Source organism: Streptococcus anginosus, from assembly GCF_900636475.1.
GTDB lineage: Bacteria > Bacillota > Bacilli > Lactobacillales > Streptococcaceae > Streptococcus > Streptococcus anginosus.
The window spans coordinates 557,958-574,374 of record NZ_LR134283.1 but is presented as its reverse complement, the minus strand read 5'-3'; the positions used below and the strand labels follow the sequence as shown (position 1 = coordinate 574,374).

General features: G+C 37.3%; 14 protein-coding genes and 1 pseudogene. 3 read left to right on the top strand and 12 right to left on the bottom strand.

Going from position 1 to position 16,417, the window contains the following annotated elements; translation table 11 throughout:
• Positions 1 to 2 precede the first annotated feature (2 nt).
• Positions 3 to 782, top strand: coding sequence for an ABC transporter permease (locus EL079_RS02835; protein ID WP_018543488.1), 780 nt, complete (start codon positions 3 to 5; stop codon positions 780 to 782).
• Positions 783 to 809: 27 nt separating this feature from the next.
• On the opposite strand, the gene EL079_RS02830 is transcribed toward EL079_RS02835, so the two are convergent.
• From EL079_RS02830 to dnaG, 9 genes and pseudogenes are all read right to left on the bottom strand, one after another.
• Positions 810 to 2,519 carry a cache domain-containing sensor histidine kinase gene (locus EL079_RS02830; protein ID WP_003032345.1) on the bottom strand — a complete coding sequence of 570 codons (1,710 nt, stop codon included), beginning with the start codon at positions 2,517 to 2,519 and terminating at the stop codon, positions 810 to 812.
• Positions 2,516 to 3,250, bottom strand: a complete 735-nt coding sequence (locus EL079_RS02825; RefSeq protein WP_003032342.1) for a response regulator transcription factor — start codon at positions 3,248 to 3,250, stop codon at positions 2,516 to 2,518. Before EL079_RS02825 ends, EL079_RS02830 begins: the two co-directional genes overlap by 4 nt.
• Positions 3,251 to 3,307: 57 nt before the next feature.
• Positions 3,308 to 4,426: a peptide-methionine (R)-S-oxide reductase MsrB gene (gene msrB / locus EL079_RS02820; RefSeq protein ID WP_026248162.1), complete on the bottom strand. Its 1,119-nt coding sequence runs from the start codon at positions 4,424 to 4,426 to the stop codon at positions 3,308 to 3,310.
• 12 nt (positions 4,427 to 4,438) lie between these two features.
• A pseudogene (locus EL079_RS02815) lies at positions 4,439 to 4,849 on the bottom strand (redoxin domain-containing protein); the annotation flags it as partial.
• 166 nt (positions 4,850 to 5,015) lie between these two features.
• Positions 5,016 to 5,726, bottom strand: coding sequence for a thiol-disulfide oxidoreductase-associated membrane protein CcdA2 (gene ccdA2 / locus EL079_RS02810; RefSeq protein WP_018543489.1), 711 nt, complete (start codon positions 5,724 to 5,726; stop codon positions 5,016 to 5,018).
• A gap of 284 nt (positions 5,727 to 6,010) precedes the next feature.
• Positions 6,011 to 7,339, bottom strand: a complete 1,329-nt coding sequence (gene brnQ / locus EL079_RS02805; protein ID WP_018543490.1) for a branched-chain amino acid transport system II carrier protein — start codon at positions 7,337 to 7,339, stop codon at positions 6,011 to 6,013.
• A gap of 154 nt (positions 7,340 to 7,493) precedes the next feature.
• Positions 7,494 to 7,823 (bottom strand): metal-sulfur cluster assembly factor, encoded by a 330-nt coding sequence (locus EL079_RS02800; protein WP_003024629.1) that lies wholly within the window; start codon positions 7,821 to 7,823, stop codon positions 7,494 to 7,496.
• A gap of 18 nt (positions 7,824 to 7,841) precedes the next feature.
• Positions 7,842 to 8,954 (bottom strand): RNA polymerase sigma factor RpoD, encoded by a 1,113-nt coding sequence (rpoD, locus tag EL079_RS02795; protein ID WP_003031450.1) that lies wholly within the window; start codon positions 8,952 to 8,954, stop codon positions 7,842 to 7,844.
• Positions 8,955 to 8,956: 2 nt separating this feature from the next.
• Positions 8,957 to 10,732, bottom strand: a complete 1,776-nt coding sequence (gene dnaG / locus EL079_RS02790) for a DNA primase (RefSeq protein ID WP_003031452.1) — start codon at positions 10,730 to 10,732, stop codon at positions 8,957 to 8,959.
• Positions 10,733 to 10,886: 154 nt separating this feature from the next.
• On the opposite strand from dnaG, the gene mscL reads away from it, so the two are divergent.
• Positions 10,887 to 11,267 carry a large conductance mechanosensitive channel protein MscL gene (gene mscL / locus EL079_RS02785; protein ID WP_003031453.1) on the top strand — a complete coding sequence of 127 codons (381 nt, stop codon included), beginning with the start codon at positions 10,887 to 10,889 and terminating at the stop codon, positions 11,265 to 11,267.
• A 240-nt stretch (positions 11,268 to 11,507) separates the two neighbouring features.
• Here the strand turns inward: mscL and rpsU are convergent, their stop codons facing one another.
• From rpsU to EL079_RS02770, 3 genes are all read right to left on the bottom strand, one after another.
• The gene (gene rpsU, locus EL079_RS02780) at positions 11,508 to 11,684 is read right to left on the bottom strand and encodes a 30S ribosomal protein S21 (RefSeq protein WP_000048054.1); all 177 of its coding nucleotides are present in this window, start codon (positions 11,682 to 11,684) and stop codon (positions 11,508 to 11,510) included.
• Positions 11,685 to 11,882: 198 nt separating this feature from the next.
• A complete protein-coding gene (locus EL079_RS02775) occupies positions 11,883 to 12,221 on the bottom strand; it encodes an ATP cone domain-containing protein (protein ID WP_003024641.1) in 339 nt (112 codons plus the stop codon).
• Positions 12,222 to 12,452: 231 nt separating this feature from the next.
• Complete coding sequence (locus tag EL079_RS02770; protein WP_003032788.1) at positions 12,453 to 14,753, bottom strand: CAP domain-containing protein; 2,301 nt, start codon at positions 14,751 to 14,753, stop codon at positions 12,453 to 12,455.
• A 220-nt stretch (positions 14,754 to 14,973) separates the two neighbouring features.
• Here EL079_RS02770 and EL079_RS02765 point away from each other — a divergent pair, with 220 nt between their 5' ends.
• Positions 14,974 to 16,260 (top strand): aminotransferase-like domain-containing protein, encoded by a 1,287-nt coding sequence (locus EL079_RS02765; RefSeq protein WP_003032791.1) that lies wholly within the window; start codon positions 14,974 to 14,976, stop codon positions 16,258 to 16,260.
• Positions 16,261 to 16,417 lie beyond the last annotated feature (157 nt).

Here is a 16,417-nt window from a genome sequence, read left to right as displayed (position 1 = left end):
AGATGAAATACATCAACATTTATTTTTATAACCTCAAAGCTTACTTGATTGCTAGTATGTCTTATAGGTTGGACTTCTTTATTGGACTTATTTCTTCTTTGATTGAACAGATTGTTTATTTAATCTTTTTAAATGTATTATTTGCAAATATCAAGGAAATTGCCGGATTCAACTATGGACAAATGCTATTTATTTATGGAATGGCAACTATCGGACGTTCAGTTCACCTGATTTTCTTTGACAATCTTTGGATGTTTGGAAGCCGCTATATTCGCAAAGGTGAGTTTGAACGCCTGCTTATCATGCCCATCAATCCTCTTTTTCAGCTAATTTGTGAACGTGTGCAGCTACAAGGATTTGGCACAACACTAATGGGAGCTATTGCAACTTATCAAGCCTATCATTTACTCGGACTGCATTGGAACATTTTTCATCTACTTCTCTTTGTCTTTATCTGTATTTGTATTGGTTTACTCTATGCTGCTATTCAATTAGGACCTACTGCTCTTGCTTTTTGGATTGTCGAATCTTTCCCTATCACAATGGGGATTTTCTCCCTCAATCAAATGGCACAATACCCTATCAAAATTTACCCAACCTTTATCCAATTGATACTAATTTTTGTATTTCCTTATGCTTTTACTTCTTTTTTTCCAGCTCTTTATTTTTTAAATCTAAGCTGGATTGGTTTGCTACTTCCTTTAGTCCTACTTGTTATTTTTACTATCAACTACGCTCTATTCAAATACGGCATGAAAAAATTCTCCAGTGTTGGGAATTAAATATTAAAAACCAACTGAAATCTTTCATCAGTTGGTTTTATTTGCCCTTGGAAAATAGAGACGAATCTCCGTATAAGTATTTTCTTCAGATTTAATTTCCATGTGATAGGATTTACCAAATTGTAATTGCAAACGCTGATTAACATTCTTCAAACCGACACCACCCAAGCGAACGAGTGTAGCATTTGTAGTTTCGCTGGCGACAAAGCCACGACCATTGTCATAAATTGAAACGATGAGCTGCGTGTCATTTTTAGAAACGCTAACTCGAATCATCCCTTGACGATTCATTTCTTTGATACCATGGTAAATGGCGTTCTCAACCAAAGGCTGCAAAATTAATTTTGGAATCTGATAATTATCATAAGCACTTAACTCATCAATTTCATACTGTAATTTCCCTCCATACCGCTGTTTTTGAATGAACAAATATTGCCGAACATGATCAATTTCATCCTTGAGAGAAATTTGTTCATGTCCTTGGTTCAAAGCTAAACGGAAATACTTAGCCAGTGATTTTGTGACTTCTACCACACGCTTGCTGTCATTAAATTCTGCCATCCATACAATTGTATCCAACGTATTGTACAAAAAATGCGGGTTGATTTGGCTGGAAAGCGCCTGCAATTCATATTTTCTGACATTCTGTTCCTCTTCTTTGACTGCAATCATCAATTGATCAATCCGGTCTAACATAATATTAAATTGTCTTGCCAAATCAACTAATTCAGGAGAGCCGGTTTCATTAGCCCTCAAATCTGAATGCCCGCTTCCAACCTTTAAAATGGTTGCTTGTAAATCTCGCAAAGGCTTAATCCAAAGCCGAAGCACAAACCAAATCCCTATTAGACAAACACCCAAAGCAAACAACCCTGTTCCAATAAAAGACCACAAAATCTGTGTTTGAACTGCATGCAATTGTTCCATTGAAGAAACCCCAATCAATGTCCAACCACTATTTGGAATTTGATATTGAGATACATAAGCTTGTTTTGATTTGACATAGCCATTTTTGACAGAAAGATAGGGCGCCATCGCTTTCATTTCAGCGTGAGAAGAATAAACTTCTTTTTTAGGATGATAGACAAAGTCATGATTGGCATCGACGATAAAGGTAAATCCCTCTTTTCCTAACTGTAGTTGATCTAAATAAGCTTCCAACGTCTTGTATCCAACATCTAAGCGAACAACCCCTAGATTTTTACCATCTTTATCTACAACTTCCTGCATGATTGAAATCACCCATTTTTCACCAGTTGTATGACTGACGGTTCTTCGTGCTGGTGTCAAAATCGGCATAGCACCTTTATGGATAGCATCCTGATACCATTTTTCTTTCATCATATCAGCGGATGTCTTCATGGTTAATTCAGGATCTGTTGAGATGAGATTTCCGTCTTTTGTTACCAAAATAGCAGATACCAAATCCGAATCTGTTTTTAAAATCGTTGCGAATAATTGCCGAAGTTGTTCAGCGTTTTCTTGGCTTGGTGTTTGTGCATATGTCTTTATTTTCTCATTTTCAGCCAAACTACTCGTTGTCTGTTTAACTTTTTGTAAATAAGAAGTGATAAACTGACCACTTTGCTGAATGGTCTTGCGTGTATTTTGCTCAGTTGTCTGGCGAATAGCAACCGAACTAGTCTGATAATAAATCCCACCGACAATTCCCAAAAGAGCTAATATCATAATAAAAACATAAATCACTAACTGAATCAGAAGCGAATAACGTTTCATTGCCCTTCTCCTCGTTTAAATTGCCGCGGTGTCACTCCAACGACTTGTTTGAAGCGTTGAGAAAAATAGTTCATATCTTCAAAGCCTACCTGCTCTGCAATTTCATAAACCTTTAAGTCAGTTGTCAAAAGCAGTAATTTTGCTTTCTTCATCCGTTCTTGAATTAAGTAATCCTGAAATGGCAAGCCCAGCTCTTTTTTGATGAGAACACTCAAATAAGACGGACTAAACCCTAGTTGAAAAGCGAGTGATTTAAGAGATAATTCTGTATCGGTTAAACGATCATGAATTGCTTGTTCTAAATCAGAAAATTCTGCTTGCTCAACCAGTTCATGAACTTGCTGCTGCTTTCGCTCCTTGTCCAATTTTTCTTTGACTTTAAACAACATCGTTTCCACATCTTCCCGCGAAAACGGCTTTAGTAAATAATCGTCAGCACCTAATTTTACTGCTGATAAAGCGTAATCGAAGTCATCATAGCCCGTTAAAAAGATAATATGAACAGAAGGATATTGTTCTTTGACTAATTGAGCTAGTTTAATCCCGTTTATATGTGGCATATTGATGTCTGTCAAGACAATATCAGGCTGTGCAAGCTGTATCTTTTCCCAAGCATCCAAGCCATTTTCAGCCTCGCCCATGACTTCCATATCAAATGTTTCAAAATCTACTAAAGACGAAATACCTTGCCGAACAAGGTATTCATCTTCTACAATCATAATTGAATACACTAGCGCACCCCTATTATTTATTAAACTTATTATAGCAAATTTCTGTGAAAACTGCTGTTACACATAGTTTAATAAATAACCGTAGCCTTTACTTTCCATTTGGTCTTTCGGAATGAAATGAATGGCTAAACTGTTGATACAGTAGCAAAGTCCGCCCTTATCTTTTGGTCCGTCCGTAAAGACATGCCCTAGATGAGAATTTCCAATACGGCTTCTAACTTCCGTCCGTGTCATATTAAAACTATGATCTTCCTTATAAGTTGCGACATCTGGGCTGATTGGACGGGTGAAGCTAGGCCAGCCACAACCAGACTCAAATTTATCTTTGGAAGAGAAAAGTGGCTCACCTGTTACAACATCTACATAAATACCTGCATCAAACTTATCCCAATAGCGATTAGAAAAAGCACGCTCAGTATCATTTTTTTGTGTTACAGCATATTCTTCATCGGATAGTTTCTTTTTAATCTCTGCATCACTAGGCTTTTTATATTTGGAAGCATCAATAACTGGATAAGAAGCCTGCTTAACATTGATATGGCAATAGCCATTTGGATTTTTCTTTAAATAATCTTGGTGGTACTCTTCAGCCTTAATAAAATGTTTTAATGGTTGTTTTTCGACCGCCAACGGCTCTTTAAATTTTTCTTTCTGCTCGTCAAAGACTTTGTTAATCGTTTCTACATCAGCCTGATCTTTATAATACACGCCTGTACGATATTGCACTCCACGATCATTGCCTTGCTTATTTTTGCTGGTTGGATCGATAATTCTAAAGTAATGTAGCAAGATTTCTCTTAAAGAGATTTTATTGGCATCATAGGTTACATGAACCGTTTCTGCATGTTTTGTCTGCGAGATTAGTTCGTATTTCGTGGTTTCGCTAGTGCCATTAGCATAACCAGAGACTGCGTCAACCACTCCATCTACACGCGAAAAATATTCTTCTACACCCCAGAAACAACCTCCTGCCAAATAGATATGCTTTAAATTTGCATTTTTCAGGTCCGCTTTCTTTTGCTTGACCGGTTCAGCCTGGCTAACAGCTGCTTCTTTAATCTGATTAATAGCAGATTGATTTTTAAGGGTTGGCATCATGCGACTTCCTAGCACAAATAAACCTAAAACCAGCAGGACTGCTCCACCAAATAATAACCATTTCATTTTATGATCCATCATCCTCCCCTCCTATTTAATGCTTTTAAGAGTTGATTCAATTTCTGCTTTTTTAATAAGTCCAGGACGAGTTTTTACCAATTTTCCATCGCTTCCAATAAATGCAGCTGTCGGATAGGAACGAACACCATATTGTTCCAATAGTTTACCACTAGGATCTAGTAAAACAGGTAAATGTTTATAATTTAATTTCTCATACCAGTTTTTAAAATCTGCTTCAGATTTTTCACCAACATGCCCCGGTGAAACAACCGTCAAAACTACATAGTCTTTCCCAGCATTTTTAGCTAACTCATCAGTATCCTTTAATGTAGATAAGCAGATAGAACACCAAGATGCCCAAAATTTGAGATAAACTTTCTTTCCTTTGAAATCTGACAATTTATAAGTTTTCCCGTCAACTCCTTTTAGTTCAAAATCAGGAGCTGCTTCGTCTTGATTCAACTTTGTAGCTGTCGTTTTATTTGTAAATTGTCCGTGTCCAGACTTAGTTCCACTAGCTGATTTTTGATTTCCACAGGCACCCAACAGAGCAACACAAACAAGACCTGTGATGACTAACATTGTTTTTTTCATGAGATTCCTCCTTTTATCCACCAAATATTGAAGCTAGAACATTAAGATTTCCCAGCATAAGTAAAATTCCCATCAAGATGATAAGTAACCCGCCAATTTTCTTTAGTAGTCCCATATAAGGTTTTATTTTCCCAAAATGGCGTAAAACAATAGAAGAGGCAAGCGCCAAAATGAGAAATGGAATAGCAAGACCAAGGGTATAAACTAACATGAGGAAGCCACCTTGTACTGCTCCATTACCACCAGAAGCTGCAATTGCGAGAACAGAACTCAAAACAGGACCTACACAAGGTGTCCAACCAAAGCTAAAGGTCACACCTAGCAAGAAAGCATTGTAAAAATCATTTCTATTTTTATCTTTTTTTAATTGAACACTTTTCTGTCGTTGTAGTAGCTTAAAATTGATCAGTTCCATTTGATGAACACCGAGAAAAATAACAATTGCTCCTAATACATAGCGGAACCACTCTGTATAGAGAACTTTTCCCAAAAAGCCAGCGCCATATCCAAGAATTAAAAAGACTACGGATAATCCTGCAATGAAACATAGTGTTTTTATAATTCCATACCAAGCAATCTTCTTTCCAAAAATAATGATTGTTCTTGGTTCATCTGTATCCAATAAAATACCAACATATACAGGAAGCAATGGCAATATACAAGGCGAGAAAAATGATAAAATTCCCGCTAGAAATACAGAAATCAAAAACACAATAGATATCATTATCTTTTCCTCCTCATTTTCTTTCTAAGAAAAGTATACACTGGTTCACTATCTAAAAATAGAGGATACGATTTGTAAAAACTTGAATTTGATATGGTCATAAAAAAGGGAGTGGGACAGAACTAAAAATCGAAAATTTTTAGTTCGTAGTCCCACCCCCGCAAGGGTGATTAGGTGCTCTTCTGAGCTTGAAAAGCGAATGAAGAGTCCAATCACCTACTGCGTTATTCGTTTATTACTAAATCTAATAGAAGCTGAGCACTTTTGTCTCAGCTTCTTTTTTATCATTCCATTTCAAATGTGTCACTTTTTTGTTTATTTGGCAAAAACAAAGACAACACAATCCCAACAATCGTCGGTACCAGCCAAGGGATTGAAGCTTGCGCAAATGGCAAAGCATTGATTAAATTACTCACACTAGTCAATTTAAATTGCGAGCCAATAATATTCGCAAAGGCAATAATTGTTACAACTGCGACTGTTAGCTGCATTCCAATCTTAGATAAGGCAACAAACTTATTGACAATCACAATCATTACAATCGCAATGGTAATCGGGTACAAAATTTGCAAGACAGGAACTGAATACTGAATAATCGCTCCCAAACCAAGATTTGCAATTGCAAATCCAATCAAGGTAAAGACTGTTGCAAAAGTTTTATAGCTGATTTTAGGAAAGGTTTTATTGAAAAATTCTGATGTTGAAACAATCAAACCAACCGTAGTTGTGAAGCAGGTCACTGTTACCATGGCTGCAAGGAAAATCTGTGCTGTCGGACCAAAAATAGCTTGTGTAGCTTGAGATAAGACATAAACTCCTTTATTGGCATCAGACGCCATTACATCAGTCGGAATTGGGAAATGATTTCCAAGAAATCCTAATCCAATATAAAGCGCACTAAATCCCAATGCAACAACAATTCCAACAATCCAAATCGTTGAGATATATTCTTTTTTATTAGCAAAGCCGAGTTGGTTCAATGTTTGCACAGCGATAACGCTAAAAGCAACAGAGGCAAGTGCATCAAGCGTATTATATCCTTCAAGAAAGCCAGTCCCAAAAGCTGCTTTTGCGTATTCCGTGCTAGCATCTTGCGGTGCAGCTGCTCCATATTTTATCGCCCCTAAAATGACTAGAATGACAATCAAAATGGCAAACACAGGAGTCAAAATCCGACCAATCCGATCCAAAATTTTGGAAGGATTTAATGAAATCAAGTAAGCAGCCACAAAATACAAGATTGTAAAAATAATAAGTCCTAATCCAGTCATATTACTCGAAAGCAATGGTGCAATCCCAACTTCATAAGAAGTCGTTGCCGTCCGAGGAATGGCAAAAAATGGACCAATCGCTAGATACAGAACCACCAAGTAACTGGTCGCAAACCAAGGAGAAATCTTTTTAGAAATTTCGTAAACATAGCCTTTGGGATTTAAAGTACCGATAATCAATGTTAAAATAGCAATTCCAACTCCTGAAAGCACAAATCCTGCAATCGCTGACCAGAAGTGTTCGCCAGACAAAGCTCCTAAAGTTGGCGGAAAAATTAAATTTCCTGCGCCGAAAAATATTCCAAACAATAGTAATCCTGTCAGTGCTCCTTTTTTAATCATCTTCTCTCCCTTTTCTAAAATTCAGTATGTTCAACCATTATAACAGATTCTTACAATACTTCAAGTGATATAAAGTATAAAGTTAAAATATTGCACATATTCTGAATGTTTGAGCAAAACAAAAGCAGCATAATCAAGTCATGCTGCCATATTCTTATTTAATCCCTAGGGCGATGCGTGCGTAGCGACTCATTTTATCCACAGTCCATGCTGGATACCACACCAGCCTCACTTCTACTTTGCTCACTTCAGGTACATCTGACATCGCATCATGAATCTGATCAGTTAATAAGTCAGCCAGTGGACAGCCCATTGTTGTTAAGGTCATATCAATCTGCGTCTCACCATTTTCACCATTGAACCGAATTTCATAAATCAAACCAAGATTTACAATATCAATTCCTAATTCAGGGTCAATAACTTGTTCCAAACTTTCCAAGATACGATTTTTAATATCATCAATTTGTTCGTTTGTGTATGCCATGGTGCCTCCTTTTATTTACTAGTCCTCAATAAAATCGCGAAGTGGCTTGCTGCGACTTGGATGACGCAATTTGCGTAGGGCTTTGGCCTCAATTTGTCGAATCCGTTCACGAGTCACGTTAAAGACTTTTCCAACATCTTCCAGCGTACGCATTTTACCATCATCTAGACCGAAACGCAAACGTAGTACATTTTCTTCACGGTCTGTTAATGTATCAAGAACCTCGTCTAATTGCTCACGTAGGACAATACGTGTTGTGTAATCAACTGGATTTTCAATCACTTCATCCTCAATGAAATCGCCAAGATGACTATCATCTTCTTCTCCAATTGGAGTTTCAAGAGAGACCGGTTCTTGCGCAATCTTCAAAATTTCACGGACTTTATCCGGTGTCATATCCATGCGCTCCGCAATTTGCTCTGGCGTTGGATCTTGTCCCAATTCTTGCAAAAGATTTCGTTGCTCCCGCACTAATTTATTGATTGTCTCAACCATGTGAACCGGAATCCGAATCGTACGCGCTTGGTCAGCAATCGCACGAGTAATCGCTTGACGAATCCACCAAGTGGCATAGGTCGAAAATTTGAAACCTTTGGTATAGTCAAACTTGTCAACGGCTTTCATCAATCCCATATTGCCTTCTTGAATCAAGTCAAGAAACTGCATGCCGCGTCCAACATAGCGCTTAGCAATAGAGACAACCAACCGCAAATTAGCTTCTGCCAAACGTTGTTTCGCTTCTAAGTCGCCTTGCTCCACAAGAACAGCTAATTCTTGCTCTTCTTCATTGGTCAATAACGGAACAACACCAATTTCCTTTAAATACATACGGACAGGGTCGTTCACTTTAGCAGAATTGCTACCAAGCAACTCCTCATCTGTTAATTCAGCTTCTTCTTCCTCTGTATTTAAAACCCGTTCACTTGGGTTGCCCTCTTTATCCGTAATAGCAATCCCTGCGTCCTGAATTCGTTGAAGAAGATCCTCAATACCATCAGCATTTAAAGTAAATGGAATAACTAATTGATCATTGATCTCATCATCGGTTGCTGTACCAGTTTTTTTATGGTTGCGAATAAATTCTGCAACTTGAACATCAAAAGTTGTTACTTCTTTTTGTTTTGTAGCCATTCTTACTCCATTCTCCTTTTTTGAGCAATAAATCGCTCTAGCTCTTCTAATGCCGTATCTGCATCCCCACTATGAGATGCTTCACGGACTTTTTTACCAATCAATTGATTTTCTTTGCGAAGCAATTCCTTATCTCGCGTTTGCTCCACTTCAATCAGTTCCTGCTCAGAAACTTCCTCTGGTAGATTTTCTTCTAAGACCCGATACCAAGCTTGCTGTACCGAATCATTTTGCTCAGACAAATCTTGTGGCGTTACCTCGCCATTTGTTTTTAAAATATCGTACAAAGTCTGCAATTCTACTGTTGCGAAATGAAAATCTTTCCTCAAACGATAATCATTTAAAATTACAGGATTATCAATCATCCGCTGCAGAAGATGACTCTCTGCCTTAATTAGCCGTGATACTTGCTGTGTTACCGGAATGTCAAGTCTTGACACCTGTTGATGCGATTGCTGTTGTTGCTCTCTTCTATTTACTAAACGATGATTATTAACAGCTTGCTCTACCTGCTGGTAGTCAAAATCAGGTAACAATTCAGCTAACATATAAATATAGGAATTTTGTGCAGTGATTGATTGAACCTGTGCAATCAGCGGAGACATTTGTTCAACAAATTCAATTTGAGCTTGCAAGTTTTCGATATTATCTGGCTTCAGATAGTTCAAAAGAAACTCTATATCACTAATTCGTGTTTTAGTCAGTAAATTTTGTAACTCATCAGCAGAATTTTTTTTGATAAATTCATCCGGATCCATATTATCAGGAATCCTGACAATTTCAACTGATAAATTATGCAATTCATTCAGAGCTTTTGCTGTCGCTGCTTGTCCTGCTTTGTCACCATCGTACGTTAAAATAATTTTCTTTGCGAACTTACGAAGATGCTCCACATGCTCATGCGTCAATGCTGTTCCCATAGACGCTACAGCATTTTCAATTCCAGCACGATAAGCGGCTATAACATCCATAAAGCCTTCCATTAAGTAAATTTCGTGACTTTTCTTAATAGTCGGTTTGGCTTTGTCCAGATGATACAACTCATAACTTTTATTGAAAATCGGTGTACCTCGGCTATTCTTATACTTAGCAACTTTCTGCTCTATATCGCTTGCTTGCCAAATACGACCTGAAAAAGCAATGACTTGCCCAGTATCATTTGTCAATGGAAACATAATCCGATTTTGAAAAGCGTCATAAACCAAATTGTTATCAGCTAAGTTGAACAAACCAGAATTCATAATGACTTGCTCGTCAAATTTCCCACTAACACTTTTATAAAGATAATTATTTTCATTGGGCGCTAAACCAATTTGAAAATGCTTGATAACCTCATCTGTTAAGCCACGTTCATAAAGATAAGAACGTGCTTCTTCTCCTATCTTTGTTGTCATCAATACTGCATGGTAAAACCTTGCAGCTTCCGCATGAATGTCATAAAGTGCTTGATGAGGATGTGTATGTGTTGACTGCTCTTTTCTACTATGCTCTATTTCTAATGGAATCCCTGCACGATCTGCAACAATTTGTACAGCGTCCATAAAAGAAACACCACGATAATCTTCAATAAATTTAAAGACATCACCTGACTTTCCACAGCCAAAACAGTGATAAAATTGTTTTTCTTCTACTACATTGAATGATGGAGTTTTTTCCCCATGAAAAGGACAAAGCCCCAGATAATTCCTTCCGGCCTTTGTTAGAGCAACGACTTCTCCTATGATTTCGACGATATTGACGCTATTTTTAATATCAGAAATGATTTCTTTATCAATCAATAGACAACACCCCCAATTTATCATAGAATAACAACTTACATTTTATAATAAATTTACCAAAAAGTAAAATATTCACTATATTTTTTAGACATTTTATTGACTTTCCCCTTTTTTTAGATATAATATAGTTTAGTATTTTGAAAGGAAAAAGAAAATGTTAAAGGACCTTAAAGAGTTTTTGCTTCGCGGCAATGTAATTGATTTGGCAGTCGGTGTTATCATTGCCAATGCTTTTGGAGCTATTGTGACTTCGCTTATTGGAGATGTTATTACTCCACTCTTTCTCAATCCAGCTTTAAAAGCTGCTGGTGTAGAACAAATTGCTAGTTTAAAATGGAATGGAATTGCATACGGCAGTTTCTTAAGTGCTGTTATCAATTTCCTCGTCATCGGAACAGTTCTCTTCTTCATCGTCAAGTCTGTTGAAAAAGCGCAAAGTCTTACTAAAAAAGAAGAAGACACTGCTGAAGAAGCTGCAGGACCAACTGAATTAGAAGTTCTTCAAGAAATCAAAGCATTGCTCGAAAGCAAATAATTATGAAAAAATTCACTGATGAAACTCAGTGTTTTTGTTTACTCTCGCGGTTTCTTGATATTCTGTTTGCCTTAACCTGCCCCTCCAGCTGCTACTTCTATTAAACTTGCGGTGGAGTTTTGAGATGACAGATAATGTCCATACGGTAAAACTGCTAAAGCTATTGGTTTTTATTGAATACGAGTTCGATTTTATCTAAATAGAAACAAAAAACAGACCGAAGTCTGTCATTTTGCTCAATTAGAATTTTTTACGTTTACGAGCTGCTTCTGATTTACGTTTCCGTTTTACAGAAGGTTTTTCATAGAATTCACGTTTGCGTGTTTCTTGAAGAGTACCAGCTTTAGTAACCGCACGTTTAAAACGACGAAGAGCATCGTCAAGGGATTCATTTTTACGTACTACTGTTTTTGACATTTTTTTCACTCCCTTCAAGCTTAAAATCTTTTAAATTTTATCATATTAAAATACACTTGTCAAGTCCCAGAAATCAAGGGAATGTGTAAACTTTTGTAGAACAAGCAATATTATTAACTTAAAAGAGAGTTGAATTTTAGCAAATTTTTCAAAAAAATCTGCCAACTACTTCATTCTGTAATCTAGGCTGTAAATTTATTATCGAATTTGTTCAAAATGCAAATGGACTGCGATATGATCGCCATAACCGTTCCGGTCTAAATCACGTTGCAAGCGGTAGGAAATATAATGTTCGGCAATAGTGATATAACCAGCACCTAGCAGGCGATTTTCTACCATAGATTGGATCATACTGATAGTAGCTCGTTCAACACCAGCTTCCTCCAGATCTAACACTACTTTTTTAGTCACAAGCGCTAAATTTTGACGTAAATCGTCTGTCAAGACATAAACCGTTTGTGCTGCTTTCAAAATAGCTTGATAAATTTTATCTGGATTAAAATCAGTAACTTCTCCATTACGTTTGATAACTTGCATAGGAAACTCCTTTAAACTTGTTAGTTTTGTGTACTTAGTACAGTAAAAACATTATACTATTTTTCCACCAATTCTCAAAATGATGGATACTATGGGAGAGTTGGTAGACAAAAGCTACGGTTTTCAATGCTTGCTTTTGATTGTATTGATTAAAAAAAAGACAAACACTCAAAAACAGAGTTGTTTGTCTTTGGGGCGAAAGATTAGACTTTTTCTAAAATCTTCAATTATTTAATCTTCGTTATTTCTTTTACGACGGCGAGCACTAGTTAGAGTTCCTAAACCAAGTAGCAATCCTAATGCAGCAACCTGATCTGCTTTAGTACCTGTAGCAGGCAGAACTTTTTGACTAGTATTTTGTTGTCTAACTAACAATGGTTTTGGTTGGTAAGTTCTGGATAAGTGTAAGTTTTGTACTTTTCTACCTGTTTCTTTTTGAGCCTTCGGAGGAAGTTGACTTTTCAATTGCTCATAGTTTTCTTGTAACTTGGTATAAATTGAACGAGAAATCTCTAGTTTTGCTTCTTCATCTTTTAACGTTTTAACCTTAGAGGCATAGTCAGCTTGTGCAGCTTGAAGAGCCTTTTGAGCTGCTTCAAGTACTTGTGGTGCATTTTGTAATTTTTCCAAGTTATCTTGTGCTTCTTTTAGCTTGGTTTGACTAGCTTGCAAAGCATCTTTTGCTTTAGCAACATTCAATTCTGCTGTAATTAAGGCTTTCTTTAGTTCTGCTAACTTATTTTTAGCGGTTTCTAGTAATCCTTGTTCTTTTGCTAATGCTGCTTGTTTTGGCGCCAACTTGGATGCAATAGCTGCAGTTGCACGCTTCAAAGCTGCTTCTTTTGTCACAACATTTTGTTTCGCTTTTGTCAAAGCCGCTTCGGCTGTAATCACTCCAGCATTCGCAGTAGCAAGAGCAGCCGAACGATTCGCAGCTAATTTTTGAAGGTCTGCTAATTTTGCCTTTTGGATATTTAAAGTAGATACATAACCCGTTCTTTGAGCTCGCAACACACCTAATTGATTCTTGGCTGCTGTTGCTTGTGCATTTGCGGCTTTTGCAGTACCAGCAAAATTACGGATTGCTTGCTCATAAGCATCTGCGCTAAGAAGAGTACCGTTATTGAAGCGTTCATTAGATACTGTGTGGAAACCAACTTCATATAAATTATTATATGGATTTGGATCACTACAATATGCTGCTGAAATCGAATTAAAGTTTTTATCCATCATTTGAAGATAGTGACCAACTTTGTAGAAGAAATCAAGCTGACCTCGCTTGTAAAGAGTAGTATAAATTTTATTGGAATCAATGTCTCGCTCATTTGTTGTTAGCCCATACTTAGCTGCCTCAGCCATATATAAGGCTTTTTCTTTATACCAGTAGTCAACCGCTCCTCTTACAGAGCTATTAATGGCCACGTTTTCATTGCCAAAATATTTGCCCATATGCCAATTTGCTCTTCTAAAATAAAGAGTTTGGACTTGGCTGGCTGGATTTTTGTAAGGATCAATCAACAGTTCTTTTAATCCAGCTTGTCTACGGTAAGCATTGATTGCCCTAACCAATTCAATCGCTTTTAAATTATTTTCCAAAGTTGCTGGACTTGTTGAATCAGAACCAACTGTAATACCGTCTTCATGTTTAGCTCTTTCATAAGTCGCTAGAGCTTCAGCAGCTGCATTACGAATCGCTTGGTTGGCTCCATTTGTTTTAGCATGTTGCAAAAATTCACCATAGGTTGCCTTGTTTAAATCAACATTTCTTCTATTGGTAGCTGACTGTTCAGCACGGGCTACTTCAGCGGCTTTTTGATCAATAGCCGCTTGATTTTCTGCAACTTTTTGCTCACTTTGCTTGACTTGCTCAGTCGCTGAATTGATTTCTTTAGGAAGATTAGCGATTTCTTCTTTCACTTTAGCAAGATCTTTTTGCTTTTCTGCCAAATTCTTTTCAGCTTGTTTTTCTTCTTCCTTTGCGCGGTTAAGATCTTGTTCTTCATTGGCAACTGGAGCTTTAGCTGTGTCTAATTCGCGTTGTGCAACGTCAACAAGTGATTGTTGCCCTGCAACAACATTTTCTTGATTTTTAACAGCTTCTTTTGCCTTTGTTTCAGACTGTTCTGCTGCTTGAACTTTATTTTCCTCTGTTGTAACCGTCTTCTCTGATGTCGCCACTTCTTCTTTTGCGGTTTCAATAACTTCTGGAGTTGCTTCTTTCTTTTCTGCCTCAGCATTTGCAACAGCTTTTTCGCTATCTGCCACCGCGTCCTTTGAAGTATTTACATCTCCTTTGACTTGCTCTACAACTTTTTGCTGAGCATCTGTTTGAACCTTTGCAGCATCGGCTTGCAGCTTTGCTGATTGAACATCTGTTTCTGTAACTGGTTTGGTGATTTTTTCAGATGTCTTTGGCTCAGTAGATTGTGTTTTTACTTCTTCGGCATTTACTTGATGTGATAAACTGCCTGAAATAATAGTGGTTGCAGCTAAACCGGTCGCAACTACCGATTTTTTAATTTTTCTCTCCATTAGACGGCCTCCTAATATACTTGCTACCTTTCATTATAAACCATTTCAGCCTAAATTACAATTCCGCTAATGTATTACTCAGATAACTATTTCATTAAATTTCTTTTACATTAATTATTGGTAGGGAGAAATCTATGGGGGAATCCTACACAATCCAAACTATCATTTCCTGATTGTAAAAGATTTCAAAATACGCTACAATAAAGAAAATTTCTTCTGTATGGGGACAGTTAAGATGATAAAACCTAAGTATCAATGTATTGTAGATCAGATTAGCCAAGATATTAAAAGCGGGAAATTGTCCAAGGGACAAAAGATTCCTTCTGTCCGTCAGCTGGCAGAATACTATCGCTGTAGCAAGGATACAGCTCAAAAGGCGCTAATGGAATTGAAATATCAAAAGTATATCTATGCGGTTCCTAAAAGTGGCTACTATGTGTTGGAAAATAGTCTGGAGGATCAGCAGGACATGGAGCTAACCGTCAGAGATGACCACTACCAAATTTATGAAGACTTTCGACTTTGTCTCAATGAAACGCTGATTGGACGTGAGAATTATCTTTTTAACTACTACTCGCAACAAGAGGGGCTAGAGGATTTGCGACAATCTGTCCAGCAGCTGCTTCTAGATTCAGCTATCTACACCTCTGCTGATAGACTCGTTCTGACATCTGGTACCCAGCAAGCTCTTTATATTCTTTCGCAAATTGCCTTTCCAAATGAAAAATATGAAATTCTAGTTGAACAGCCTACCTATCATCGGATAAATGATTTGCTAACTGCCCAAAAACTTCCTTATCAAACAATTGAGCGAACTCCAGAAGGAATTGATTTAGGAGAATTGGAGAGGATTTTTCAATCTGGTCGTATCAAATTCTTCTATACTATCCCACGCTTTCATTATCCCTTGGGGCATTCTTACAGTCGAAAGGAGAAGGAAGAAATCATTCGTCTTGCTCGGCTTTATGATGTTTATATCATAGAAGATGATTATTTGGCTGACTTTGACAGCAAACGCGAACTAACCTTTCATTACTTGGACGACAGCCAGCATGTCATCTATATCAAATCTTTTTCTACTAGCCTCTTCCCTGCCCTTCGGATAACAGCTCTGCTATTTCCTCCAGCTATTCAGCCCACTTTTATAACCTACAAAAAAGCAGTAGACTACGACAGCAATCTCATCATGCAGAAAGCTCTATCCCTTTATATTGACAATCTCATGTTTGAAAAAAATCGTCTTTCTCTTCTCAATCAACAAGAAAAAGAATTGACGAGAGCTAGAAAACTTTTAAGCCAAAATCAGCTCAAACTTTCCTACTTTCTCAATAGAGATGGTATCTTACTAGATCTACGTGGACTTAAATCTATCAGTTCCCTCAAACATAGCAATCTGCCACTGGATTTTTTTGAAGCGAGTTATATACAGGATTGCCCTTATCAATACGCAAAAATTAAATACGAGGATCTAGAAAAAGTCTTACAACATTTAAATGAATATTTATAAGGGAGTGGGACAGAACTAAAAATCGAAAATTTTTAGTTCGTAGTCCCACCCCCGCAAGGGTGCTTAAACAGTTATCAAGCTGTTTAAGGTTGCAGATGAAGAAAACGAAGTTTTCGCCAAAAGCGCTCTTCTGAGCTTGAAAAGCGAATGAAGAGTC